The 25,112-nt window shown below is 52.7% G+C and carries 19 protein-coding genes and 2 pseudogenes; 3 read left to right on the plus strand and 18 right to left on the minus strand.

Features of this window, described 5'->3' with window-relative positions; genetic code table 11:
* Positions 1 to 1,356: 1,356 nt before the first annotated feature.
* From AC2VNM_RS08315 to AC2VNM_RS08380, 14 genes are all read right to left on the minus strand, one after another.
* Positions 1,357 to 2,781, minus strand: coding sequence for an APC family permease (locus AC2VNM_RS08315; RefSeq protein ID WP_486913129.1), 1,425 nt, complete (start codon positions 2,779 to 2,781; stop codon positions 1,357 to 1,359).
* A 36-nt stretch (positions 2,782 to 2,817) separates the two neighbouring features.
* The gene (hypB, locus tag AC2VNM_RS08320) at positions 2,818 to 3,714 is read right to left on the minus strand and encodes a hydrogenase nickel incorporation protein HypB (RefSeq protein ID WP_486913130.1); all 897 of its coding nucleotides are present in this window, start codon (positions 3,712 to 3,714) and stop codon (positions 2,818 to 2,820) included.
* A 1-nt stretch (position 3,715) separates the two neighbouring features.
* Positions 3,716 to 4,048, minus strand: a complete 333-nt coding sequence (locus tag AC2VNM_RS08325; protein ID WP_486913131.1) for a hydrogenase maturation nickel metallochaperone HypA/HybF — start codon at positions 4,046 to 4,048, stop codon at positions 3,716 to 3,718.
* A gap of 9 nt (positions 4,049 to 4,057) precedes the next feature.
* Positions 4,058 to 5,113, minus strand: a complete 1,056-nt coding sequence (hypE, locus tag AC2VNM_RS08330) for a hydrogenase expression/formation protein HypE (protein WP_486913132.1) — start codon at positions 5,111 to 5,113, stop codon at positions 4,058 to 4,060.
* Complete coding sequence (gene hypD, locus AC2VNM_RS08335; protein ID WP_486913133.1) at positions 5,114 to 6,262, minus strand: hydrogenase formation protein HypD; 1,149 nt, start codon at positions 6,260 to 6,262, stop codon at positions 5,114 to 5,116.
* Between the two features lie 2 nt (positions 6,263 to 6,264).
* Entirely contained in the window at positions 6,265 to 6,831 is a 567-nt protein-coding gene (locus tag AC2VNM_RS08340; RefSeq protein WP_486913134.1) for a D-sedoheptulose-7-phosphate isomerase, read from the minus strand.
* Positions 6,832 to 6,958: 127 nt separating this feature from the next.
* Positions 6,959 to 7,252: a HypC/HybG/HupF family hydrogenase formation chaperone gene (locus tag AC2VNM_RS08345; protein ID WP_486913135.1), complete on the minus strand. Its 294-nt coding sequence runs from the start codon at positions 7,250 to 7,252 to the stop codon at positions 6,959 to 6,961.
* On the minus strand, positions 7,243 to 9,654 hold the full coding sequence (gene hypF / locus AC2VNM_RS08350) for a carbamoyltransferase HypF (RefSeq protein ID WP_486913136.1): 2,412 nt from the start codon (positions 9,652 to 9,654) through the stop codon (positions 7,243 to 7,245). The genes AC2VNM_RS08345 and hypF overlap by 10 nt, the downstream gene beginning before the upstream one ends.
* The gene (locus AC2VNM_RS08355) at positions 9,651 to 10,847 is read right to left on the minus strand and encodes an NHL repeat-containing protein (protein ID WP_486913137.1); all 1,197 of its coding nucleotides are present in this window, start codon (positions 10,845 to 10,847) and stop codon (positions 9,651 to 9,653) included. Before AC2VNM_RS08355 ends, hypF begins: the two co-directional genes overlap by 4 nt.
* Positions 10,848 to 10,849: 2 nt before the next feature.
* The gene (locus AC2VNM_RS08360) at positions 10,850 to 11,785 is read right to left on the minus strand and encodes a NifU family protein (protein WP_486913138.1); all 936 of its coding nucleotides are present in this window, start codon (positions 11,783 to 11,785) and stop codon (positions 10,850 to 10,852) included.
* 489 nt (positions 11,786 to 12,274) lie between these two features.
* On the minus strand, positions 12,275 to 13,255 hold the full coding sequence (locus tag AC2VNM_RS08365) for a hypothetical protein (RefSeq protein ID WP_486913139.1): 981 nt from the start codon (positions 13,253 to 13,255) through the stop codon (positions 12,275 to 12,277).
* Positions 13,256 to 13,667: 412 nt separating this feature from the next.
* A complete protein-coding gene (locus AC2VNM_RS08370; RefSeq protein WP_486913140.1) occupies positions 13,668 to 14,168 on the minus strand; it encodes a hydrogenase maturation protease in 501 nt (166 codons plus the stop codon).
* 801 nt (positions 14,169 to 14,969) lie between these two features.
* Positions 14,970 to 16,568, minus strand: coding sequence for a nickel-dependent hydrogenase large subunit (locus tag AC2VNM_RS08375; protein ID WP_486913141.1), 1,599 nt, complete (start codon positions 16,566 to 16,568; stop codon positions 14,970 to 14,972).
* Positions 16,569 to 16,590: 22 nt separating this feature from the next.
* Positions 16,591 to 17,553, minus strand: a complete 963-nt coding sequence (locus AC2VNM_RS08380; RefSeq protein WP_486913142.1) for an NADH-quinone oxidoreductase subunit B family protein — start codon at positions 17,551 to 17,553, stop codon at positions 16,591 to 16,593.
* A 183-nt stretch (positions 17,554 to 17,736) separates the two neighbouring features.
* On the opposite strand from AC2VNM_RS08380, the gene AC2VNM_RS08385 reads away from it, so the two are divergent.
* From AC2VNM_RS08385 to AC2VNM_RS08395, 3 genes and pseudogenes are all read left to right on the plus strand, one after another.
* Positions 17,737 to 19,170 carry a sigma-54-dependent transcriptional regulator gene (locus AC2VNM_RS08385; RefSeq protein ID WP_486913143.1) on the plus strand — a complete coding sequence of 478 codons (1,434 nt, stop codon included), beginning with the start codon at positions 17,737 to 17,739 and terminating at the stop codon, positions 19,168 to 19,170.
* Positions 19,171 to 19,228: 58 nt separating this feature from the next.
* Positions 19,229 to 20,015 (plus strand): annotated as a pseudogene (locus AC2VNM_RS08390) (IS5 family transposase); the annotation flags it as partial.
* Between the two features lie 116 nt (positions 20,016 to 20,131).
* Complete coding sequence (locus AC2VNM_RS08395) at positions 20,132 to 20,293, plus strand: transposase (protein WP_486913144.1); 162 nt, start codon at positions 20,132 to 20,134, stop codon at positions 20,291 to 20,293.
* A gap of 1,462 nt (positions 20,294 to 21,755) precedes the next feature.
* On the opposite strand, the gene AC2VNM_RS08400 is transcribed toward AC2VNM_RS08395, so the two are convergent.
* The 4 genes and pseudogenes from AC2VNM_RS08400 to AC2VNM_RS08415 all read right to left on the minus strand — a co-directional run.
* Positions 21,756 to 22,616, minus strand: a complete 861-nt coding sequence (locus tag AC2VNM_RS08400) for a hypothetical protein (protein ID WP_486913146.1) — start codon at positions 22,614 to 22,616, stop codon at positions 21,756 to 21,758.
* 596 nt (positions 22,617 to 23,212) lie between these two features.
* On the minus strand, positions 23,213 to 23,725 hold the full coding sequence (locus tag AC2VNM_RS08405; protein ID WP_486913148.1) for a hypothetical protein: 513 nt from the start codon (positions 23,723 to 23,725) through the stop codon (positions 23,213 to 23,215).
* Between the two features lie 198 nt (positions 23,726 to 23,923).
* A pseudogene (locus tag AC2VNM_RS08410) lies at positions 23,924 to 24,343 on the minus strand (TniQ family protein); the annotation flags it as partial.
* Positions 24,304 to 25,112: TniB family NTP-binding protein (locus AC2VNM_RS08415; protein ID WP_486913147.1), on the minus strand; the 809-nt coding region annotated here is incomplete at its 5' end. The pseudogene AC2VNM_RS08410 and the gene AC2VNM_RS08415, both read right to left, overlap by 40 nt.

Consider the following 25,112-nt stretch of genomic DNA (forward strand, 5'->3'; position numbering starts at 1 on the left):
GATGAGAAAAGTGATCAACGAACAGATGGTCTTCGGTCAAATTGACATTTCTGCCACTCGGGTAGACTCCAAGTCACGAGATTATATTCCACGCCTCGTGCGTGGCCTTCAGCACATTTATACACAACCGGAGCTCCGGGATCTGGTATTTGCTATTCTTGCAGAACCATAGTCAATATTTTACGTCCGTGACGATAACCCTCGATTTTTTCCTTAATGTATTCACCAGGATAGAGCATGATTAAAGCTTCTGTGCACGTCAAGAAACAATGGGTTACGAAAGACTTTGACGGGGTCCTGGGTGCGGGAGATGCTGGGGCATGGTGGATGGGCAGAAAATACGGATGCACCCTATCACCTGCAAACCATAAAAGATAATCTGAGTCTGTTTACGCCAGAAATACTGGATCGGATCAATCAGGAGGTAGTGGCAGGCGGGCCATGTCCTGCTAAAAAAGACCAGACGAAGGACTCGCTGCACGTTGTGATTCTTTCGTGGTCGAAACCCGGGTGCATCACCCTTCGGATATCAACTTGCTGCTGGATGCGGTACGGAAAACCATAGAAACCTGTAGCCGCGCGGCCCATGCACAAGGTTGGACGGAGTGGAGGCAATGGCGGTATCTGCAGCGTAACTTCAAAAGGTCCTACCGCATTCTGCAGAAGATGAAGACACTCCACGGCGCAAGACCCGCAGAAGCGTGCAGCGCATGACGAGCGGATGCTGGAAGCACATCATCCACCGCCACAGCGGAACCAACGCCAGCGTGAAAAATTGCTGCCCCAGAATCATCGCTACCCCCTGCTCACCACCACGACACCCCCCATCATACCTCCATTACCCACTCAAAACGTCGAGGAGCCGTTATTATCTCTATTCTCATTTGTACATTATTACGGATAGCCTTATGAATTGGGCATTGCTCCAACATTAGGCGCAAGGTATTGCGATCTGCAGCAGATAATGAAACTGTTAGCACTAAATGCACATTTATACTGACGATACGGCAACAAGGACCATAATCTATATCCATCGCAAAAGGGCAGAACACGAAGGCGGATACTGGCGGCGGCGCATAAATCGCGCGGTGAACTCAGTCAGACATACTCCGAGTGACCAGACCAGACACGAGTCCGGCTTGGTGAGCTCTGGTGCCAATATCAGTTGGCCATCACCTGCACCCTCACAGGTAAGCTTTTCTCCAATCTCCACATTGCCCAAGGCATTACGCTTAACAAGCACAGCCTGCTCGTGCAGTTTCGTGTGCGGCATAGATCTATCCTAAAGAGACCAGGACGTTGGTGGCGCTGCAAGGCCATGTCACTTGGCCAACAATATTCGTATCAGACAAGGAGTTATTCCCTTACCAAAGCGGGGCCAACGGCCGCTATGTTATCCAACTCTTCTGGAGTAAAGCAGTGTGTCGATCTTGCTTTTCCGCGCCACTTCAGCCAAAGCACATAGACCACGCCCAAGGCAAGCAGGGTGAGAACGGTCTGGTCAACGCCTGCGGCAACATATTTGGGACCGCATATCAAAAACAAGACTTCTACTGCCGTTAGGCTTGTTACAACGCACACAGCCGCGACAAACAGGACAAGATGATGATGTGCTTTCACTTGGCGATGGACGGCATCATGTTTGCGGATGAGGAACACGAGCATATTGATGCCATCAAACAGGAATTCTCCAACCAGAAAGAAGCCTGCAGCACTGAGCACCAAATTAAACAGATCGCGTGTACTGGGGAAAAACATCTGCAGTGCCATAACGATCATGGAGAGCCCGATTGGCAGCACTACTGGCCAATGAGGAACCCCAAATCTGTTCAAGCCTGCCAGCCAATTGGGCATGACGCCATCCCTCCCCATGGCATACAAAGCGCGGGACAGGATGAAGGTCGTGAGCCAGAGACTCCCAGCCGTGGAGCAGATGATGGCAATGCGGAAGTATGGAAGCAATCCCGGAGCAACCGTGCCAGCCCAGAGGCTCAAGGTGTCCGGCGTAGTGGACAGCCTATCCAGAGGAAGCTGATGCAGGAGCAAGGGCCAGATCAGCAGGTAGTACGCCACTACGGACACCGCACCGATGATCCCTCCCCACCCAGGGGTAATGCGTGGCTTTTTCGCTTCTTCGGAGGCATAGGAGTCTATTTCCCAGCCATCCACTATAGTAGCCGCTACTACCATACAGACGATAACCCCTCCCCAATTGAGGTGACTAAATGAGAAGTCTGCGGCACCAACGGCAGCTGGTCCCCAATGCGAGTACCCGATCACGGCCATGAACGCCACCGACAGGACTTCTATTACCAGAAAGATTTGCGTCACGCGGGCTGTCATTCGCGCTCCAAATAAGAGCACAATTAGAGCTAATCCTGCCCAGAATATGGCACCCAGGATCTGCAGCAGATTACCAGGATGAGGAATGCCTAAGGCCCTGTAGGTAAATTGAGCAGCGGGTATGAGAATGGGAGGTATGGACCAAAAGTAGGCGAGGAGGATGATCCAGGCCTGGAAATTGGAGAAATCGATACCAATGATGCGCCTCGACCAATGGTATGAGGCGCCGGCATTCGGGAAATGCTGATTCAGGGACAGGAAGATCCAGGAGCAGAGAATAAATGGGATAGCCATCAACACTATGGCAAGTGGAACCGCTGCGCCAGCAGCCTGAGCCATGACCGATCCAGCAGCCGCAACACTAAATATAGGAGCAACACTGGAAACCGACAGGGTTCCTAGGTCAAACAATTGAAAATAACGATGCAGTTCTTGCATAAGTTTTCCCTTTTTGGTAACCCTGCGGCCCCCTGATTATCGCTCATAAATAGCATCCCAATGATTGGTTTCCATATGTCGGCGCCGCTCACGCAGCCAATCGTACCAGTCGGTCAGACCTTCACCAGATTTTGCAGAAATCCTTAGGATATGGGCATGATGGGCTATATCACGCAAAAAAGCCAGACAACGTTCCAAGTTAAAATCAACATAAGGCAACAGATCTATTTTATTGATCAAAACAAGATCTGCACCATGAAACATGTGAGGGTATTTTTTTGGCTTATCTTCTCCTTCTGTGACAGATAAGACTACTATCTTAGCACCTTCCCCCAGATCAAAAAGCGCCGGACACACCAGATTTCCAACATTTTCTATGAAGATCATGGAATTCGGCTTAGGTTTAAGCTGTTGTAGACCTTGGGCAACCATGTCTGCTTCGAGATGGCATCCCTGACCCGTATTAACTTGGACCACAGGTATGTGGATTTTACAAATTCGGTCGGCATCAAACAAGGTTTCTTGGTCGCCCTCGATAACAGCCACGGGGATCTCTTTGGATAAGTCCGCAAGCGTGCGTTCGAGCAATGTGGTCTTTCCCGCCCCAGGCGAACTCATGATATTCATCGCGAATACTCCGCGCCCCGCTAACCAAGCACGATTGCGTTCCGCTAATCGATCGTTTTTCTCAAGGACACGCGCTTCGAGGGTAACCAGATGACCAGAATCCACTTTTTCCATCTCACCGTGGTGGTGATCAGGATGAGTATGTACATGCGAATGTGGGTGTTCATGCTCCTGACTGGTCACCGTCGGATTGTTGGGCTGTGAGTTTGGTTCAGTCTGCAGGCTCTTGGTGGTTGATCGCCCGTCCGCATCCAAAGTGGTAAGGCGAGGATTGGCTTGATCTGAACATCCGCAAGTCGTACACATGTCATTGTACCTCCATTTCTCTGATTGTAAGATCGTTACCAGCAAGGCACTGTAGTTCTCCCCGCCGACCACATCCACAGCGAGAAAAAATTTCCGGCATGGGCCATTCACTGCCGCAGGTTTCACACAGGCCCCGACCAGGCACTAGGATCACCTCTAATGTTGCATCCGAGAGAGGTGTTCCTTCGCGGCATACCCCGAAGCAAAACTGAATCGCTTCGGACACCACGCCAGAGTGTTCGCCAATCTCCAGGCTTACTCGCTTTACCTGACGCCCCTGGGCCTTTTCACTACAGATACTGACGATATTCCGGGTTATTCCTAATTCATGCATGTCAAAAACTCAGCAAATGCGAGGTAGCTGCTCGCCTACCAGCATGTCTACCAACCGTTCCCCACCAAAATGGCTGCGCAAACGCACAACTCCGGCAGGCCCTGGCAAGACTTCGCCGATAATAGCTGCGTTCACTCCAGCTGGATCGCTGCGCAATGCGACGAGAGCGTTCTCGGCCTCATTTCTAGGAATCACCGCCACTAACTTGCCTTCGTTGGCCAAATACAGAGGATCAAGCCCCAGCAATTCGCAAATGCCGCGGACAACCGGGCGCACCGGAATGGCATTTTCTTCGATATGCACGGCAACACCGGCGCCTTCCGCAAACTCATTCAGAACCGTACCTAGTCCGCCGCGCGTAACGTCTCTGACGCAGCGCACGTTAGGGGCTGCCGCAAGGAGTTTTGCAATAACCATATGGAGGGGCTGGCAGTCACTTTCAACGTCTGCATCAAGAGAGAGATCTCCGCGTGCTTTGATAATCGCTGCACCATGGTCGCCAAGATAGCCGTTAAGCAAGAGAACGTCACCGGGCTGTATCGCCGAAATCGACAACTTTCGTCCCGCCGGGATGCGTCCAATGCCAGCGGTATTGATGAACAACTTATCGGCACTTCCCCGTGGAACCACCTTAGTATCGCCAGTAACGATTGTAACACCCGCTGCTCTCGCAGCCTTGGCCATACTACATAAGACTGACTCCAAGATTGCAAACGGGAGCCCCTCTTCCAGAATAAGCCCACAACTAAGTACCAAAGGCTCGGCTCCGCCCACAGCCAAATCGTTAACCGTACCATTCACAGCTAATGTACCAATATCCCCACCCGGAAAAACTAGGGGATCTACTACATAGGAATCCGTTGTAAAAGCCATCTCCCCGCCAACTTCCCAGAGGGCGATGGATAACCGGGCCTGATCTTCCAGCGGCACAGCTGTCTCAATTCCGAGTGCGGGTAGAATTAGCCCCTCAACTAGGTCACGCATAGCTTTACCACCACTGCCGTGGCTTAGATTAACGGATTCTCCATAAGGGCGTTTACGGTGCCGAATTTGAGTAGTGGTCATCTAGAGTACCTCCTCGGCCGATTCCGAAACTGGCTCAAATTCCAGCTTTCCGTAGTTGAAATAGGCAGCACAGGCGCCCTCGGATGAAACCATTAACGACCCCAGCGGCGTCTCAGGGGTGCAAGCCTTACCAAAGACTTTACATTGCCATGGCTTAATCACACCCTTTAAGACTTCCCCACACTGGCAGGCTTTAGGATCAGCAATGGAAGCGTTGGGAATTGCAAAGCGTTGCTCTGCATCAAATTCTGCAAGCATGCCACGTATGCGGACACCAGAATGATCAATGGAACCCAACCCGCGCCACTCGAAGTATTCACGGATCTCAAAAACTTCGTCAATAGCTTTTAGGGCCAGATGATTCCCCTTATCTGGAACAATTCTTCGGTATTGATTTTCAACCGTACAACGCCTCTCCGCTAACTGTTTCACCAACATCCATAAGGACTGAAGGATATCCAATGGTTCAAAACCTGCAATGACCACAGGTTTATGATAGTGCTCCGCAATGAAACGGTAAGGTTCAGCTCCTATAATCATACTAACATGCCCAGGTCCAAGGAAACCATCCAATTCCATATCGGAAGAATCCAGAATGGCTTTTATGGTTGGAAGGGTAGTTATATGGTTACAAAATACCGAGAAATTTTTGATTTTTCGTTGCCTTGCGGAAAGAATAGTAATGGCTGTCGCAGGCATAGTCGTCTCGAAACCGAGACCAAAAAATACCACTTGCCGATCCGGATTCTTCTGTGCAATAGCCAATGAATCTAATGGTGAATACACCATGCGAATATCTGCACCGTCAGCTTTAGCTTGCAACAGACTTTTATGTGAACCGGGCACTCGCATAGCGTCGCCAAATGTCGTAAATATGACATCTTCCTTTTCGGCTATAGCAACGCAGTCGTCGACTCGCCCCATAGGCAAAACGCAAACTGGGCAACCTGGCCCATGAACCAGCTCCACGGTTCTCGGCAACATTTTCTCAATGCCATATTTAAAAATAGTGTGCGTATGCCCACCACAAAACTCCATGAGTTGCAGCGGCCTATGCCGTGCCTGGGGGACACGCTGAATGAGACGGCGGATATCCTCTACAAGAATGGTCGCCTTTTTAGGATCACGAAATTCATCGACAAAGCGCATAATTAAAACTCCTTACCCAAGTTTCCGCGATGATCCGCCAACAAGGTGTGCACCAAATCCCAAAGTATGTGGAAAGCCGTCACATGACTCTCCTGAATTCGGTGCACGCTATCCGAGGGAACAACCAAAAGGTGATCCACCAAGCCACTTTCGCGCATCGCTCCGCCCTCCATGCCAGCCAAACCAAAAGTACGCATACCCAGATCCCGCGCTTTCTGGTACGCGAGTATCAGGTTTTTAGAATTGCCACTAGTCGAAAACCCAAACACGGCATCTTTGTCTTGGGCTAGCGCAGAGAGCTGTCGTAGAAATATGTGAGCAAATCCGATGTCGTTACCCACAGCCGTAAGCATACTTTGCTCTACGGTCAGGCTATGGGCCCGTAGAGCTGGCCGACCGGTGGTGATGGGATGCATAAACTCTACTGCCAAATGATCCGCATCGCAGGAGGATCCACCGTTACCCATAGTGAAGAGAATACCGCCCTGTGCAAATACTCCGGCCAACGCTTCGGCCATTTCGACAAGTTCGGATCCCTGCTGATTGAAGAACCGCTGCTTGATCGTCACGCTCTCTTCCACTTTATGGGCAACAGAGGTAAGCAAAGCCGCACGATCCCGCACTGGGTCCTTTTTATTTCCGTACAGGAAGGGATATAGACCCTGGATTGGCTCATCCTGCATCATGGCAGTCACTCTACTTCGCCAATCCCATTGAATGACTCTCTCGTATGCGATCCATCTCTATCTGGGCCTCTCCAAGTTCGGTCAACACCTCCAGTGTCAGGCGAGCCTCTTCCTCACTGATGCGGCTCATCGCAAAACCGACATGGACGAGCACCCACTCGCCGACGCAGTGGTCCAGAGGGTGTTCGGGATCGGCGATACAGGCCACATTTACTTCACGTCGCACGCCATTGATATCCACCTCGGCACGTTTCTCGTGTGTACTGACAATACGGGTAATTCTTCCAGGGATACCTAAGCACATGATGGCGTTCTCCTTTCCGTTTGGGCGCGCTTATCCGATAGCGCATGGGCAGCACTGACCAATGCCTGGCCGAAAGAGAGTCCGCCATCATTGGAGGGCAGCTGAGCGGCAGCCAGGACCTCAAAACCACTTTCTTGCAACTGGGTCTGCATGAGCTCCAAGAGCGTTACGTTCTGAAATACTCCACCGCAAAGCACAATTTTTCGACTGGCTGGGTGCACACGCTGAAAGGCCTCTGCTATCCAGGAACACAACGATCGCGCTAGACCGACGTGGAAGCGCGCCGATATCTCGGGCAAGTCGAGATCTTGCCGAAGGTCGTTCAATAACGGTTCCCATAACGGGCGCGGATCAAGGCTTAAGAGCTCCCCATCGGTCACGACCGGCAGGAGATAAGCATCCTCGTCGATTTCTTTTATCATCCCGGGGGTGATTGCTGCTTCCAAAAGCATAGCTGCTTGGCCTTCAAAGCTCAGACGCTTGGGCGCTATCGAGCAGGCCGCCGACACCGCATCAAAAAGCCGTCCCATGGAGCTGCAACTCGGCGCAACGGCTCCTTGCCGCCACATGTGCTCGTAGACGGCAAGAGGTTGCTTCTTTAGCCAATCGGCAATCGCAACTCCAGAGTATTCCCCGATAAAGTTTTTCAATCCGATACTCAAAAAGATCTGAGCCAAGGTGTTGCGCCACGGTTCGCGCATGGCCTGCTCACCGCCAAGCAGAGCACAGGGAAGCAGACGTCCGAGACGTTGACTATGACGGTAATTAGCGAGGAGCAACTCCCCGCCCCATAAGGCGCCGTTCGGACCATAACCCAGACCATCCAGAGCCACAGTGAGCATCGGTGGGTGGTCCATAGGTACAGCCCGTTCGCCCATCACAGCGGCCGCATGAGCATGGTGATGCTGGATTTTATCCAGTACCAAGCCCATTTCGTCGGATATCCTCTGGCCTAACTGGCTAGCGTGATAGCGGGGATGCATATCAATGGCAATTCGCTCGGGTTCGTGAGCAAAGAGATTCCGATAGTGGGCTAATTGGCTTTGGTACTCCTCCCATACCTGAGCGTCGGCGAGGTCGCCCATGTGTTGTGAAAGAATGGCTTGGTCATCCTTGATCAAACAAAAAGTGTTCTTGAGCTCAGATCCCAGTGCCAGGATCTGCGGCAGCCCATGAAAACCCTCAGGTAGGGGCACGGGGGCGGGCGCGTACCCCCGTGCGCGGCGCAGGAGGCGCAACTCCCCTGCAGCCACGACTGCCACGGAATCATCCACTCGGTTTGCGATCATCCGATCGTGGGACAATATCCAATCCGTTACACTGGCCAACGCCTCGACGGCCTCAACCTCATCCGTGATTTGGGGGGTGTCCGTCAGATTGCCGCTAGTTAAGACGATGGGCCGTTCCCAGCGGCGTAGCAACAGGTGGTGCAGAGGCGTGTACGGCAACATAAACCCCAACCGGCGCATTCCCGGAGCAATACTGTCGGGGAGCGAGGATGGTTCTTGTTTTTTCAGTAGAACTATTGGGGCTTCCTTAGATAGCAGCGCCCGTCTATCCAACTCGCCAACCTCGGCATAGCGCGCGATGACTTCAATATCCCGTGCCATCAATGCGAGAGGCTTATGTGGTCGGCCTTTGCGTTCACGCAACAGGGTCACGGCATTCGCGTTCCCCGCATCACAAGCCAGATGAAAACCGCCGATTCCTTTGATGAGCACAATCTCACCACTGCGGAGGAGATTAGCCGCAGCGTCTATATCGTCAAGGGATGTAAAGCGATCCAGACTGAAAGGTGAACCGTCTCGGCGACGCAATCTTGCTTTGGGCCCGCAGACATGGCAGGCAGTGGGCTGAGCGTGGAAGCGCCGATCCTCTGGGTTTTCATATTCAGATCGACAATCCTCGCACAATGGGAATTCAGCCATAGACGTGTTCGCACGATCATAGGGGATCGTACGAAGGATAGAAAAGCGTGGGCCACAGTGGGTGCAGTTAGTAAAAGGATACCGATAGCGACGGTTGAACGGATCCAAGGTCTCGCGCACGCAATCGTCACAACTCGCTGCATCCGGTAATACGCCGGTATGGATTGCCCCACGTTCGCTCGCAACAATTCGAAAAGTGTCGGGCGAATTTCCAACCACCCAATCAGAGCGTTCGAGTTTATCAATGCGTGCGAGCGGTGGGAGGGATTCCAACAATGACGACAGGAAACGTTCCCGGTGTTCCGCTTTCCCCCAAATTCGAATCAGGACACCCTCGCTGTCGTTAAGGATCTCCCCAGTAAGACCCAACCCCTTCGCAAGGTGCCAGACGGTGGGACGAAACCCCACCCCTTGCACCAGACCGCTCACACGAATGCACTCACCATTCGGCCGATCAGCAAACACGGTGCTCATGCCTGCCGATCCCAAAGGAGCACTCGGTTGTTACCGGAATCGGCCACAACAAGAGTGGAATCTGCGGCCTGAACACCGTAGGGCCAGCATAAACTATCGCGCTGGGGAGTACCCCAACGATTATCACCTTTGCTACTAAAATCTGGCTGAGCAGCCAATACCGATGCCGGAGCCCCTTCTGCAATCTCATCCAAGTGCCAACCTAACAGTCGACTATTCGCGGTATCCGCCACAACTAGGAGATCAGCAAAGGCGGTAATTCCATATGGCATATTGAAGCTGGATGCAGTCGGGTAATACTCCCCTTGATTGTGCGCATCTGCCGTGGCGTCGAGCTGCCCAAGGATGAAATCTGCGGGCTGCCCATTGGCAACAGGCAGTTGGGACCAAATCAGGACACGGTTGTCACCAGCGTCCGCAACAGCTAGATTCGAACCGAAGCGCGTGACTGCGTGAGGCCATCGCATACTCATAGCGGAGGGAGCACTGCCAGCGTTCTCGTCACGACAAACAAAATCACGCTGGCCTAGCACTCCGTTGGCTGCCTGGCCGTTTCTGACGGGCAATCCATCCCACCAAAGCACCCGTCGATTCCCGGTATCTGCGACATAAAGGCGTTCGCCATCCCAGTGCACCCCGTATGGCCAAAACAAGGTATTCGCGGAAGGACGATCATTTCCACGGTTGATCTCGGATCCCGAGAAATCGGCTTGCCCCAAAACCAAATCAGCCGGTTGCTGGCTTCTGCGCGGCGCTTCTTGCCAGATCAATACACGGTGGTTCCAGGCGTCGGCCACCGCGAAGCCCTGCCCAACACCGATTATTCCCGTTGGGACATTTAGTGTAGCTGCGCCAACATTACTATGCCCATTACGCCCTTCCAAAGAAAAATCGGCGTGCCCGATAATGTAATCTGCTCCCTGACCATCTTCCTTCGGGCATACATTCCATCCCAACAGGCGATGATGCCCTGTATCGCAGATCCAAAGGGCTCCGTCTGCTGTGACAGCCGCACCTCTAGGCCCAAAGAGGGTTTCTCGACTAGGCACCACAGCACTAACAACGCCCTTCGGCTGCATTTGTTCACCGAGAACAACTCGTGCTCCGCTCGGGAGCAAAAAGGCCGCGGTTGCAGCGCCTCCTCCTGACCGTGCAGATAGGTGCTTCTGGCGCAAGGATACGAACAGCTCCATCTCTACCCCTCCTTTCGCACTTGAACCATACCGTTCAGCACCCGCACTGCGCGTGCGTCAAGTTGGACCTCAGGTACCGTTAGGCAGTCCCCACTATCCAAGTGGAAGCGGAAGCCATGGGCCGGGCACGTAAGCACTCCGTCGCTATCAACATCGCCACCGTCCAAGGGCATCCCTAAGTGGCCGCAAGCATTGCGGTAACAATGCACCGCGCCATGGTCATTTCGCCAGAAAATCAAGGATTCCCGGCCAACCTCGCGAGAAACCGTTTGGCGAAGGGGGAGATCGCTTAATGGAAAGAGAGAAACCCAGTTATGTCGACCACCTATGGCGAAGGGACTGACGTACTGTGTGCCCGAGGAGGGGGCCGCAACGCCATTAGTATTGCGGTTGGCTGTTTCAATATGAACGATCTCAGGACACGCATCTCTGATCGCCTTCTCCACACCTTCGCTCAGAGTAAGCGAAGAGGAAGGACAACCGTGACACGAACCCAGTAGGCGCAAAACCACCGTATCTGGAGGCCGTACCTCCACCAATTCTACATTTCCACCGTGTCCTTCGAGACTTGGTCGCACTGCATCAAGCGCTGCTTCGATGCGTTCCTGCAGAGAAGCTTTGACCAGACCGAGGCTGCGTAATACGGCATAAAGATACGGGTCTTGCGCGGCGCCTCGGAGCGTAGGCAACGCTTCCGGGCTTTCACGAAGGTAACGGATCAGCCTTCGGAATGCCTCTCGGTAGATACCCTCCCACGCATCCTCCAACGCTTTCACGGTGCGTTTTTGGGTCTCATCCCACCCCTCCAGAACTTTTTCGAGGCTACCAATCTGCGCTAGATCTACCTTAAGATCTCGGGCATCGACCGACTCCTCGATGTGAGCTTGTCCGGATGGTTCAGACAAAGACGTGTGGGCAGTCTGAGGCCGTGCTTCCATCTCAGGCGTACTTCAGTCTGGCGAACAGCAACGGTTGTAGGGCCCCGGATATCACCCCCGCGACAACGCACGCCACAGCAAAGGAGGCACTGGCCACATAAACCCCTATGGTCAGAATTGCAGCTAGGACGATATTGGCCGCCAGGAGCAACAAGACCTTCCGCGTATCCTTAAATAGTTTTCCCTTAATGAATAATCCTGCAGAATTCCAAACCATATCCCACATTTTTGCGATCTCCAGTGTTCAGAGCAATTAACAGAGGGCTAAAATGATAACGCCGACTACGATCCCAGGTAACACGGGCATAGCGGAGTACATGCTCCCCATCATGGCCGCGAGTTTATAATCTCCTAAGGCTTTCCCTCCAATTACCATTCCCGATACAGCGCCAGCTACGACGCCAGTAAGCGTGCCAACCACTACCCAGGCAACCGTCATTCCTGAAATATTCATCGAAATTAAAGACATTGTTATTACCCTCCTTTCTTTTAATGCACACGATCTGCGCCAAACACATGCTCTCGGATCTCCTGGAGCGTTTCAGCTACCAGCCGAGCTTTAGCTAGCTCACCGTGCTCTCGAAATATTGTTTCCGCTTCAGCATAGAGGTGGCGGGCTCGGTCAAGATTCTTGGACTGTCCAAGCTCTGGTTGCTCAGAATCGTCGGGTAAATTACTTAAAGCATTTGCCAAATTGCTTATAGTATTTGCATATTCCAAGGGACGATCAGCGGTAGTACGCACCTTAAGCGCCTCTTCATAGCACTGTACCGCTCGCAGATTATTCTCTATAGGGTGGGCGCTGCTGGCATATTGCAACGCATTACCCAAATTATTCTGAAGCATAGCATATTCGGCAGGGTGGTCTTCCAATCGTAATACCCTGAGCGCCGCTTCATAGGCCTGAACAGCAAGCGCCTCGCGCATTTTACCAGCATCATCTCCCATAGTCATCGACAGGTAAGCGGTTGCAATGTTGTTCTGAATGATCGCAAATTCTCGGGGATGATTTTCTGCGGTAAATATCTTAAGTGCACTGTGATAGCGACGAACAGCATCTGGAAAACGGGCTTGCCCTTCCACCGCCAAGCTCTGCAAAACCAAACCGATATTCATCTCCAATTCAGCAAGCTCCTCCGGAGTTGCCAGATCCAGCAGCGTCACCTCTGCCGATTGGAAACGCTCCAGCGCCTGCTGCAAAAGTTCATAGCCTCCTGGCATAGCCATGAACGCGCTGCCCTGACCGGCCAGAAGGCGGCCATAGAGAAGACGGTCGTCTTCCGGACAGATCTGCAAAGCTTCATTGTATAGTTGGTTTGCGTAACCCAGATCGGAAGGTTCGCGAGGCTTCCGTTGCAGCCCAAGCGCAATCTCCATCAGCATCTCCGCACGTTCCCCGGCAGGAATTCCCGGATCCCGTGCTGCTCGAATTGCAGAGTTGAAGTCCGTAGTTGCTCGTGTTTCTGGCATGGTGCCCCCATGAGTAACGCCCGGCTCTGCCAAGCAGAGCCTTCGATTTAAAGGTTAGTCGAAGAAAAGGGGTATGTCAACTATGATTGCATAAAATGATAACTATCTTTTATCTGCCGGCCCCGGACCCCACCGAGTTCGCCACGCGACGTGATCGGCGTTCCAAGAAAAAAGCAATACCTGATCAGCAGGATCACCGAGCATGCATTCCCGGAGAAAGCCACGAAGATCTACCGCCCGGTCCCCGTCCCGGTTGCACACCTTCAACAGGAACCCCCCCACCGCCTCGTTGTGCAACGGGATACATTCGACCCACGGGTCGCACCAAAGGAAAGCTACTACCTCACACCCCCCAAGGTAGTGTTGGTGAGCTTGGAAAGGGATTTGAAGGAAGCCCCGGCGAAGCGGCAGTTCAAGTTTCACTTGGGCCAAGTCTTCCATCGCCAACCTCACGAGAAGATATCAAAAAGGCCAAAACCTGCTGGACCACCTTGGGAAGCGCCTGACGAACCTCCCTACTGAGACTATCGCCGAAGCCAAAGTCACCGCCTTCTACGAGAAATGCTGTGACAGATTGCGGAAAGTTGTCTCCGAATAAGCGCGTACCTGCGTACAAGGCATGATCCCAGCGAAAGTCATGCAACGTAAGCGTCGGTGTATAAGGCAGCGGCAACTCGTTCCCTGGCACTTGGAATACAGCACCCGGTTCGCTCTCACTGCGGCATGCATCAATGATGACCAGTTCACGACAGTCGCGAGCCTGAAAAATGATCTCTAGTCCGGCGGTTCCGGCATCGAAGATCTCGACATCATTTGGAACCCGCTCCTTACGTAGTAGCTCTATGACGTGAATCCCAATACCGTCATCTCGCCGAAATAGATTACCACAACCGATGACCATTCGTCCTTTCATATTCGCCACAAACGACAGGACCAGTCCGGTTCAACCGGTAACATTAATTCTGGTAACTGGCAAAATCGCCTTTGCGATAGGTAATACATACAGGTTTCGCAGGCCTCTTCTATCCCTTCGTCACCTCGATATGGTTCTGCGGTAAATCCGGCTTTCACAAGTTTTCCTCTGAGGTCGGAATGGGGTACATCTTGTAGTTCTGCCACAATTCTCTGAATCATCTCTGATTCATAGGCTCGGGGCTCAACGTCTGTCGTCAGCCCGGCGTGCAAGAGCTCCGCAATTTCCTGCCGCAATTGACTATCCTCTGCACTCTTATTTATCGGTTCATCGACCATAAAAACCCCCTACTTAAGACTCTGCACAACCATCACATCTCTTGCATATCTTCGAGAGTACGTCAGATCCGCCACAATCTGCACCACCAGTCCGGCTCCACTGGCACGTCCAGCTCTGGAAGATCGCACCATCGTCGATGTACTAAGTAATACATGCATTCCTGGCAACGTTGCCTATCTTCCCCTACTGGATAATCCGTAAAGCCACTTATGATCAGTTTTTTAGTAAGGTTATTTTCCGCTTCATCTCGTATACGATGTAGAATGGCCGCGAAAGCCATACTGTCTTCTGGAAATGGTGTTGTTTCTGTTTGTAGCCCAGACCTCAGTAGCTGAGCTATTTGGCCCCGAATCTGCTCCTCGTGTTGAAATTCGTCTTTCATGGTCGCGGTCCTTTGATCAGCCGTTGGTCACTCTTGACCCGCTATGCGGGTCAAGAGCGTTTAGACGGAACAAGACTCCGCTATGCTGTCCGGAATCGCGCCAGCTCCTTGCCAGTTTTGGCATCATGAGCATGTACCGTACAAACCAAACATGAGTCAAAGGAACGGGCCACATGGCCAACTTCCACAGGGTCCGCCGGGTTTTGGATCGGCGTGCCGATCAGAGCTTCCTCAATCGGCCCGCGCTCGCCACGAGCGTCATGCGGCCCGACATTCCACGTCGTTGGAGCGATAATCTGGTAGTTGCTGATCTTACCCCCCTTGATTTCGATCCAGTGGGCCAACGCGCCACGAATCGCCTCAGTCGCCCCCCAACCTTGGCCATCCTGCTCCTTAGGCTTGATATAAAAAGGCTCATCCAGCCGAAACTCCCGCAAACAGTGTTCGATACGACGATAGATCTTGCACGCCTCGTGCATCCGCGCAAAATGCCGGAGCCACACGCTTGGTCCCATCTTCTTGTACATGTCCAGAACCAAGGGATCCGAATGTTGCCAAGATTCACCAAGGTCACCGCCCGCGATCAACTCGCGGGATAGCGGACCAGCTTCAAGACGTCCAAGCTGCTCATGCGCCACTTCGGTACACCAAGTGTAGGCCCCATTAAAATCACGATTATTTGCCTGCATTGGCTGCGTTGTGCGATTAAATGGATGCACCGGGTCTGGACCTTCGTTGTACCATCCGTGGGTTGTAGATTCGCGGGTAACTCCTTGGTCCATAGGATAGAACTTGTCAGCCTTGGCATCATAGACCCCGGCCTTCATGTACACTGACTGCTGCCGCGATTCGATCGTCGGACGCTGATAACGATCCTCGTCTGGCAAATACCCCCAAGTAATGTATTTACCCAATCCTGCTCCAAATTTCGTCAGCCCAATATCCTCGCCAATACGGTAGTACATTCCTAAATCGGAGTTTGCATGCTCAGGCCGCTCATCGAGCCAAGCAATGAAGTCATCGTAGGATTTGATTGCTTCATAGCGCTCCATCGAGCACCCAAGCCATACAGGTTCCAGCCAGTTCGTCCGGAAATATTCGAGGATAGACCAAGATCTGGTGATATCCGAAAGCGTTGGTGAGCACATCACTCCACCTGGAACCATATAACTGGAGTGCGGCCACTGTCCACCGAACAGAGCATAGATTTCTACCGGTTTACCAGAAATAGTCACTCCGATTTCGTAACTTTTTCCAGTGAATGGAGAATAACGCTTTACTGCTTCCTCATAGTACTTGCTGTGCCGGTAGTTTTCGTTCACTGCATCGATCATGAATAGACCATAGTGGTGGCGGGGGAGACTTTGTAGACTCTCGGACAGTTGCCCAATATTACGTGCCAGAATTGCATTACGAGGCACTTGGGTTTTCCATGCCGTGTCCAAAGCCCAAGCAGCGCAGGTTAGATGGGAAGCACCGCAGATACCGCAAGCTCGCGGAGTCACCACCAAGCCTGCCTGTGGATCTTTATCCCGCAAAATTACCTCAAAACCGCGAAAGAGTTCGGCCTGAGTGTAGGCCTCTACGACAACACCGTCACGGATATCTACACGGACATCCAGATCGCCTTCCACCCGACCGACCGGGCTGATATCTAATGTTTCAACTGCTGTTGCCATGATTGCTTTCTCCTATTAGAGATCAAACCACGAAAATGTCTTGCTCAGCCCATGCCGGCGATGCACTCTTTGCGGCTGCGGTCAGCTTAATATAGGCGCCCTTATCAACGCCAGCCGGGAGATCCTTCGGCACACCCATTACGGTCTGCGTCTTGAATACCGATCCAGGTGCAAGGTCGAAAAATGGGAACTCCGGCTCCGTACAACCCAAACAGGGCATACCAGCCCTAGTCTTCGAAGATTGACGATTCCAGAGGATGCGATTGCAGGGCGAATGGGTCATCGGGCCTCGGCACCCTAGGTCGTAGAACAGGCAACCTTTGCGTTGCCCGAATTCCGTCGCCGATACCTTGTAGGCGAAATGCATATTGCGAGTACAGCCCGTCTGGGTGAAGCTCTTAAAAAACGTCTTTGGCCGCTGCAAATCGTCTAGGGCCAACTCTCCGGCTCGTCCTGTTGCCACCGCAACCAATACCTGAGTCACCCAGTCAGGGTGAGCGGGGCAGCCGGGGATGTTGATGACCGGGAGACCTGCCTTGCTGCGGTAGTTGGCGCCCAGAAAGCCACCATGCGCCTTTTTCAGGAACTGCAGCCCTTGCGAGTCACTAGGGTTAGGTGCCGTCGCCGGAATGCCACCCCAAGTAGCGCAGTCGCCAAGCGCCACTACAAACTGAGCAGCACCCGCCAGTTCTTTTACCCATTCTTTCATTGGTCGGCCAGCGAAACGATTCCAAGTCCCCGTGCCGTTTGGGGCATTGACCACCGTGCCCTCAAAGACAAAGATGTCAAGCGGTATCGCTCCGGAGACGCAATCGCGCAAAATCTTTTGCACGTTGTCGCCTAATTCCATTCCAAGCGACGGCTGCCAAAGCACATTAATACCAAAATCGGTTACCAAGTCGCAGGCGCTAGGCTCTTCGGCATTCAAGAACGACATAGTGTTTCCAGAACAGGCACCGCCCTGAAGCCAGAGAAGGTTTGCCATGGGAAGTCCTCCTTATCGATGCAATCACCACCATTGGTGTGCCCTGCTAAGGCAGCAAGAACGATGCCAACTTATAACCCTTTGTTTTTACGAATACCCGTCTACTGTTTCCCCAGCCTTCTTGCGTTGCAGCAAAGAAAGTTGCTATAACACTTGCAAATAGTCTTTACAGTCGGAACGGTGATGGCTTCTACTCTCCCCCTTTCTCCCGCACTCTTGCTGGTCTTTCCCGATGACCAAGAGGCGCGCAACCTGTCCTTGCAGCTATCCGCGCACTACGAGTGTATCATTGCCAATGACGCGGCATCTGCCCTACAAATCATAGCGACACGACGTGTCGATGCGGTGATTTGCGATGATGAATTGCCCGATATGGCGGGATGCGAATGCCTCTTTGCCCTGCGCACAAAGCAGCCTGCAACTCTCCGATTTTTATCTGGAATGGCTGCCGATTCACGATCCATCCACGATGCACTTTATGTTGCGGCAGTATATGAATATCTCCGCAAACCGCTTATTCCGGATCTCGTCGCCATCAGCCTTAAACGTGCAGTTGAATATAATGAACTAGCAAGCTCCTATCGTCGCTTAAGCCACGAACTACTGCTCAAATCCGGGAACATAAACGTCCCGGAAAGGGGTGATTCCAATCCGCAAGAAAAATTCAGTGAACTGTTCTACTGTAGTCGAGCAATGGCGGATGTTTGCAATCTGGCCAAGCAGGCAGCAGCAACTGACCTTCCCGTACTGATATACGGTGAGACTGGAACTGGAAAAGAGCTACTCGCGCGCGGTATTCACTACCATAGTAGGCGGCAAAGCCAAGCGTTTCTTGCGGAAAACTGTAGCTCCATTCCCCCGGAATTACTTCATTCTGAGCTTTTTGGCCATCGTCGAGGCTCATTCACAGGGGCTATAAGTGATCGCCTAGGACTATTTTCTGCCGCCGATGGTGGAACGGTTTTACTAGATGAAATTGAAGGCATGACCGAACATCTACAAGCAAGCCTTCTTCGTTTTTTACAATCAGGAGAAATCAAACCCGTTGGTAGCGATCGTATTCATAAGGCGGACATCCGCGTGATCGCCGTCACCAACTTTTCATTAGAAAGCTTGGTGGATCAAGGAAAATTTCGAGCAGATCTTTACTATCGACTCAAGGGAATAGAAATCAAAATACCTCCTCTACGCGAAAGACCGGAGGATATATTAATGCTTGGCGAACATTTTGCGCAATCTTTCGCCGCTTCTATGGGGAAAAAATATATAGGTTTCGAGAAAACAGCGCAAGAGTTGCTGCAAAATTATGCCTTCCCTGGAAATGTTAGGGAGTTGGAAAACGAAGTACGCAGAGCAATTGCTCTAACCCCCAACGGCGAGCCCATTGGCTCGAAACAACTTTCTGCAGCCATTCGCAATAACACCGAGCACAATCAGATTATCTCCACATCAGAGTTATCTGGATCACTAAAAGATCAGGTAGAGTCCTTGGAAAAAACATTAGTTTCTGCTGCGTTAATCCGATTCCAAGGCAATCAAAGCAAAGCGGCTGCACATCTAGGGTTATCACGTGTCGGACTGGCAAATAAAATCAGGAGGTACAATATCTCAACCTAGCAGGCTGCCGAAAAAGTCCGTGGTATAATTGCCGGAACAGGTCACGGAGGGGTTACTCATGCGTGGAGTCAAGGTAGAGACGGGTGCGCTGTTCAGTTATCTGTCCCCCGAGGAGCGAGTGCCGAAGGATCATCCCCTACTTGCTATCCGGGTGATCGTGGACCGATCCCTAGCAGAGCTTGACGGACATTTCCACCAGATCTACTCAGACCTGGGTCGCCCCTCGATTCCCCCTGAGCACCTGCTTCGCGCTCTGCTGCTGCAGGTCTTTTACAGCGAGCGCTCCGAGCGGCAGCTCATCGAACAGCTGGACTACAATCTCCTGTTCCACTGGTTCGTGGGCTTGGGCATGGATGATCCGATTTGGGTGCCCACGGTGTTCACCAAGAACCGCGATCGCTTGCTAGACAACGGGGATCGTGCAACGCTTTTTTCAGACGGTCTTGGGGCAAGCAAGGCATCAGGGATTGCTGTCCGAGGAGCATTTCTCTGTGGATGGCACCTTGCTGGAGGCTTGGGCTTCACAAAAATCCTTTCAGCCCAAAGATCCCGAAGATCGGCAGGGCGACGGCTCGGATTTCCGTGGGCAGAAGGGAAGCAATGACACCCATGCCTCAGTAACGGACCCCGATTGCCGCCTCTACAAGAAGGCACCCGGGGATGCCTCGCGGCTGGCGTATCTGGGGCATGTGCTCATGGATAACCGGCATAGCTTGATTGCCGCAGAGAAGGTCACCACGGCGGATGGGACAGCGGAGGTGGATGCTGCGCTACAGCTTGTGGATGAGGTGGGCGGCACCGAGCGCATTACCCCGGGCAGACAAAACGCTGGAAGCCAGCACGGTCTACGGCACAGATGATACCAAGCATCCTGGTGTAGCCGCCTTGCGTATGCTCGGAGATGAGGTAGCCGAGTCTTGTGGACACTCCCGGTTGGATACAATGGATCGAGGAGGATGCTATGACCAGGAAAGTACCGCCGTACCCAAAGGAGTTTCGGGCAGAAACTATCCAGTTGATTTTAGAGCAGGGTTTATCGTTGCGGGAGGCATCCCAGCGGTTACCGGTTGCCAAGGGCACACTGGTGGGCTGGGTGGCCAACGCTCGCAGTCCTGAGCGCTGAGTGCGCCAGGATCTCGCTCTGTGACGGAGTTGGAAGGCGAGGTCAGCGTCCTTCACAAAGAGCTGGCACGGACCCGAATGGAAGGAGAATCGCCGTGATCAGATGCCTTTTCGCGCGTCCATGCGCGATCGGCCTTGCGCTGGCGATTAGATAAATGGACCCAGGACGTCCTGGTCACCGGCGCACCGTCCCGCCTACGTTGGGGCGCGAACGGTACACTCGTCTCCCACTGACGACAACCATGCGGCACAGCACTCGCCTGCACTCCCAGCTGGCGCGGCCGTTTCGGCAGTTGCAGCTCGCCGCGTTGCCTGCCGGGGACTACTCGCCCCCGCTTCGCTCCAGGCGAGCAGCGGTGGTCTACAATATGCGCTGTTTGGTCTTTCTGGGGGCGTTATGCGTCCTAAACACGGGACATCTAGCTAAAAACAGCCATTTTTGAGTAGCAGACAGCTTTTTCAAGCCGTGTGGTCAAATTTTTAGGGGTTGATCGAGGTGCCATGTAGAATTGGACAAAGAGGATATTACGCCTTTGGGCTAGCCCCACGGTAAATTTGTTCTATCGGTAACTGATTGATTTCAATAACTCTTGAGTCGATCGGACAGAAATTAACCCATTGTTTCTACATGGGCGGCCTAGCAGAACAAATTTACCCTGTTGGGCTAGCACCCATTCTAGAATCGCAACGCCAAAGAGATTATGATGTTAGTCCTGTGATTGCCGTGACAACGTTGGAGGTTGCTCCGATGAACAGCAAGAAGAAGGTATCCCTAGGTAACGTCATTCCTCTGCGAGCAAAGGGGTCTGAGGAGACGACGCCTTTTCGGGAGTTGGGTTACTCACCAATGGCCCGTCACTTAGCTGCAGGCGCCCGTGTCGGGGTGGGTTTTCACGGACATTGGTGTAGTTATTGTCAAGGCATTTGGTTTGGCTATCTACTTGAAGCAGAATGTCCTGTGTGCGGACGAAGAAGTGGTTGATTGCTAGTTAGAGGGTGTTCTAGTCCGCAGAAACGCCGGAAACAGCGACGTTCCATGTAGATGAAAGTCGGTCTGCTTGTCAGCCAGCGTTAGCAGATGGACACGCAGTTGCGCCGAAGCCTCAACACGCTTCAGAATCCTAGAGAGCCGGGTAGTGATCTGATATAATTCATGAGGTGAAATAAACCGACGGGTAGGGAATGTGTTCTACCTAGCAGCCTTATGTCGGATTGTCTTTACAACCTATTGATTACATTAGGCACAGTGTTTTTGCGCAAGTTCCATAAATGCAATAGAAACAGAATGTTATACTTTTCTCCGACAGGCTGCCAGCTGTTCATCTATCGGCACTAATTGACGCACCACAAACACTGACGTCACAGGAAATTCACGGATTCATGAAGTTAGGTCGCCACTTCCAAACCGCCATATCAAGAAATCGTCTCTCAGGAGCGTACCGAGTCTTCGCGGGCTGCTCCACTCAAAAATCGGGGTTATTGGAGGTTCCTTTGGGCAATGGCATCCAGTATGACTTTCCTGAAAAATCCAAAACCACATCCCCACCATCAACCTTCAGCGTTTTCAGGTCCATCCTACGCCCCACCTTGGTCGGCACCCCATGAAAATATGCCAGCCCCACCGAAACCCACCGGCGCAAAAACTCCTCGCCTTTCCCGCCATCACGCATCATCACCAGCAGTTCCTGTTCTAACTTGCGCTGACGGGCCTTCTGGGCCGCGCCATTTTTGGCTTTAGGCATCGCAACAACCACAGAATGCGACTCACGCAAATACCGCACAAAACCGGTCAGACTCGCGCGTTGACCTGGAACCTTAGCCAAGTATTCATCCACTGTCCTTTGATCCGGCTTCTCCAGCCCCATTTTCTGGATATCCAGCAACAGGGCTTTCGCAGGCGCCATGGCAAGGCGCACCGAGCGCAAACTCAGTTTTCCAGCCTTCACATTCACCAAAAGTGTGTCGTGATAGCCTTTCAGTATCCGCAGACCTGCCGGATCGTCTTCCAGCGCCTTCAGCATACCAGTAATTTGCCGTTTCTCGGAATCTTCTGTCTGCACAGCAACATCTTTGACCACTAGCCCAGTTTCCTGCATCCATCGCATGGGAAGCCTCACCCTGCGTAGCCCTTCGGCACTGAAATAAGCAATCAATCGTTTATAGTCTGGAATGGACTGCCAGACTTTTTCGATCTCCAGAAAGAAGGAAAGATAGCGGTTCAGGGTAATGGCAGCCTTGTTATCCCCGACAGTGACGGCCAACCACGCACCAAATCGCCCAAAATGATCCGCCATAACCGGCGTAGAAAATGCTGCCAGGTTCATGGCTATCCGCTTTGTCAGGAGATTTCGCCAATAGCAGTGTTCACACTGGGTACCTCTGCCAGCCGGCATAGATTGCCCACATTCCTGACAGGGGATCATTCCACCATCGAGACAGACTTTGCACAGCCGCATTCCATCATCAGTCATTGTTAGTAATCTATGGTGGTGGCATCCCTGGCAGTTTCCGTAATCAGCATGGGCGCATTTTGGGCAAAGCCGTAGATTGTGATTGAACCGAGATACTCTCGTTAGCCTTTTCGACAAATTGCCACAAATCTCACAGGCCTTAGCCTCCCTGAAATATTTTGCACAAGAATTACATACCGGACCAGAGCGCGTCACCCGTCCCACTCGGAAGTCTGTCTTTCCACACCGGATGCAGGGCCGATCCACCGCACAGCGACGACACACAGCAGCCATATCCCTGCGCGGCAACCGTGCGTAATTCCCACACTTCGGACAAAGTCGACGCTTGAATTCTCGTGCATAGCATGTAGCACAATACTTATGGCCAAGGTGAACACGCGTTATCTTTTTCCCCCGCTTGCCACATTCGTCGCACCTCACCTCAGCCGAGGCCGTTACCATGGTATCCATCATCGCTGCTGCATCTCCAGCTTGCGCTGCAATCGTTGCCACATACGTATTACTTCGTGACGCGGCCGTGGCTGGCCAGGATCGCGTACTGCCTGCTTTTTGGGCCCTCTGGCGTTATCCGGCAGCTGCGCAAAAAGCTCAGCAAACAAGTCTGGCATCCGTTCTCCCTTGCTCACAAAGCCTTGGCGGGTAATACCCGATTCCTGCAGGCGCAGGGACACGTCGGGCATGTCGGCTCGCATCAGCTTCCATAGTGCACCCAGCAACAGGTGGCGTTCCGCTGTGCCGAGCAGTTCAACCCCTGTGCCGGGATTCAGCGGTAACTCAGGGACTGCAACCCCCATCCGCTCCAGAAATACGTGCAACGCCTCCGCATCGCTGCGATTAGCCCTTCGTAATAACGAGGACAAAAAAGACGCACCGGCAAACCATACATCGGCCTCTGTCCGGTGTGCCATAAACTGACCACTGCCATGACGTATCGCCTCATCGCCTGCGTTCTGGAATGCCATTGCATCGTCCAAACAGGGCGTAACAGCGCCTACACCCCGCAAATCGCCTCTGCAGCTCGCACAAATCGCCGCAAGGCCATCCTCCGCGTGCAGTCGGTGAGGCTCCAAGGGCGCCGCACAACGGGGACAGCGGTCCAGTAGGGCACAATGATGATGCTCGCAACCCACATGCCACGCGAGGCGCCATTGCAGGCGATAATAGGGGATACGGTCATCGCGCAGACAAACTGGACAATACTGCAGGCCACTTCGCCGCTTGGTGTTCCGGGCACCCAGCGCCAATATCCATGACCACACGGCTTTGCCAGGAAGAGGTCCTGTAGTGACCCGCGCAGCAATAGGTTTAAGTGTTGCAGCACGGAAGCAGCCAAATGAAATCCCGGACGGGGCTACCAGTAACCTCAACGGGCCGTCATCAAGAAAACGGTCCACATCTCTCGTCCAAATACGCCATTTAGGCCATACTTCACCAGTAAGCACCATCGGATCACAGCCTTGTGCAAGCGCCGCCCGAACCAACCACGATGAAATGATCTCATCGGGCAGCAGAGGCACCGAACGCACCCAACGCGAGCGATCTACACCAGCTCCCGAATGCCACGAGTAGGCCGGAGCCATTGTTTCCCCTCTATGATGGATTTATCGATACTTTCTGCACCCGATTTGATAGCCTCTACAGCACATTCCACCAAAAGCCGGTGCAAATTACCAAGATTCCCCTCCGAAACTGCAAAGAGTAGGCTAACCACTTCGGCCTGATGCAATAATGAAGGCTTTTTTAGCGGCAGCACTCTCTCGAAACTCGCCACCAACTGCTGAAATTCTGGATTCAATTCCCAGGTTGGGAGCGTGACCACATCAAACCGGCTGGCGTGCTGTGGATCCGTATGCAAAACCCGGACAGCCTCTCTGGTGCCTACGCCGACGATGGGAATCGCCAATTCGTTGCATAGCAACTTGACGGCGTTCATGACCTCGCGCTGCTTGGTCACCGTCCCGGTCAGGAGTGAGTGAAATTCGTCGATAACCAAAATTCGCACATGGCAGTCTCGCATCAGATGAACCACCTGATAGCGTAGCTTGGAGGCCGGATCTGTTGCCCGGTATGGAGTCCAAAAGCGCTCCAGAATCGCTATATACAAACCCTTTTCATCTGCGCTGGGCGGTGCTTCGCTCACAATGACCGGTTTAACGGGTTCCGAATTCTCATTGACATAGCCCTCTCCATACAACTTCTGAAAGCGCCGAATAATCGTTGTCTTCCCGTTATTGGAGTCACCAACAATCAGTAGATTAGGCATGCGTGGGCGCATGGGCTTTTCCATTAAACCGCGCAAGTTATCCAAAAGGCGATTAGCCTGGGCATAACCAATCCAACGCGGCTCGT

Source organism: Acidithiobacillus sp. TH-A67 (assembly GCF_057473545.1).

Excerpts from the sequence above, each read along its gene's own strand:
- AC2VNM_RS08325 (WP_486913131.1), bottom strand. The coding sequence starts at position 4,048 with ATGCATGAATTAGGAATAACCCGGAATATCGTCAGTATCTGTAGTGAA.
- AC2VNM_RS08405 (WP_486913148.1), bottom strand. The coding sequence starts at position 23,725 with ATGGCATTCCAGAACGCAGGCGATGAGGCGATACGTCATGGCAGTGGT.
- AC2VNM_RS08355 (WP_486913137.1), bottom strand. The coding sequence starts at position 10,847 with ATGGAGCTGTTCGTATCCTTGCGCCAGAAGCACCTATCTGCACGGTCA.
- hypE (WP_486913132.1), bottom strand. The coding sequence starts at position 5,113 with ATGACCACTACTCAAATTCGGCACCGTAAACGCCCTTATGGAGAATCC.
- AC2VNM_RS08345 (WP_486913135.1), bottom strand. The coding sequence starts at position 7,252 with ATGTGCTTAGGTATCCCTGGAAGAATTACCCGTATTGTCAGTACACAC.
- hypB (WP_486913130.1), bottom strand. The coding sequence starts at position 3,714 with ATGTGTACGACTTGCGGATGTTCAGATCAAGCCAATCCTCGCCTTACC.
- AC2VNM_RS08360 (WP_486913138.1), bottom strand. The coding sequence starts at position 11,785 with ATGGAAGCACGGCCTCAGACTGCCCACACGTCTTTGTCTGAACCATCC.
- AC2VNM_RS08395 (WP_486913144.1), top strand. The coding sequence starts at position 20,132 with ATGACCAGGAAAGTACCGCCGTACCCAAAGGAGTTTCGGGCAGAAACT.
- hypD (WP_486913133.1), bottom strand. The coding sequence starts at position 6,262 with ATGCGCTTTGTCGATGAATTTCGTGATCCTAAAAAGGCGACCATTCTT.
- AC2VNM_RS08365 (WP_486913139.1), bottom strand. The coding sequence starts at position 13,255 with ATGCCAGAAACACGAGCAACTACGGACTTCAACTCTGCAATTCGAGCA.
- AC2VNM_RS08385 (WP_486913143.1), top strand. The coding sequence starts at position 17,737 with ATGGCTTCTACTCTCCCCCTTTCTCCCGCACTCTTGCTGGTCTTTCCC.
- hypF (WP_486913136.1), bottom strand. The coding sequence starts at position 9,654 with ATGAGCACCGTGTTTGCTGATCGGCCGAATGGTGAGTGCATTCGTGTG.
- AC2VNM_RS08380 (WP_486913142.1), bottom strand. The coding sequence starts at position 17,553 with ATGGCAAACCTTCTCTGGCTTCAGGGCGGTGCCTGTTCTGGAAACACT.
- AC2VNM_RS08370 (WP_486913140.1), bottom strand. The coding sequence starts at position 14,168 with ATGAAAGGACGAATGGTCATCGGTTGTGGTAATCTATTTCGGCGAGAT.
- AC2VNM_RS08315 (WP_486913129.1), bottom strand. The coding sequence starts at position 2,781 with ATGCAAGAACTGCATCGTTATTTTCAATTGTTTGACCTAGGAACCCTG.
- AC2VNM_RS08375 (WP_486913141.1), bottom strand. The coding sequence starts at position 16,568 with ATGGCAACAGCAGTTGAAACATTAGATATCAGCCCGGTCGGTCGGGTG.
- AC2VNM_RS08400 (WP_486913146.1), bottom strand. The coding sequence starts at position 22,616 with ATGAACCTGGCAGCATTTTCTACGCCGGTTATGGCGGATCATTTTGGG.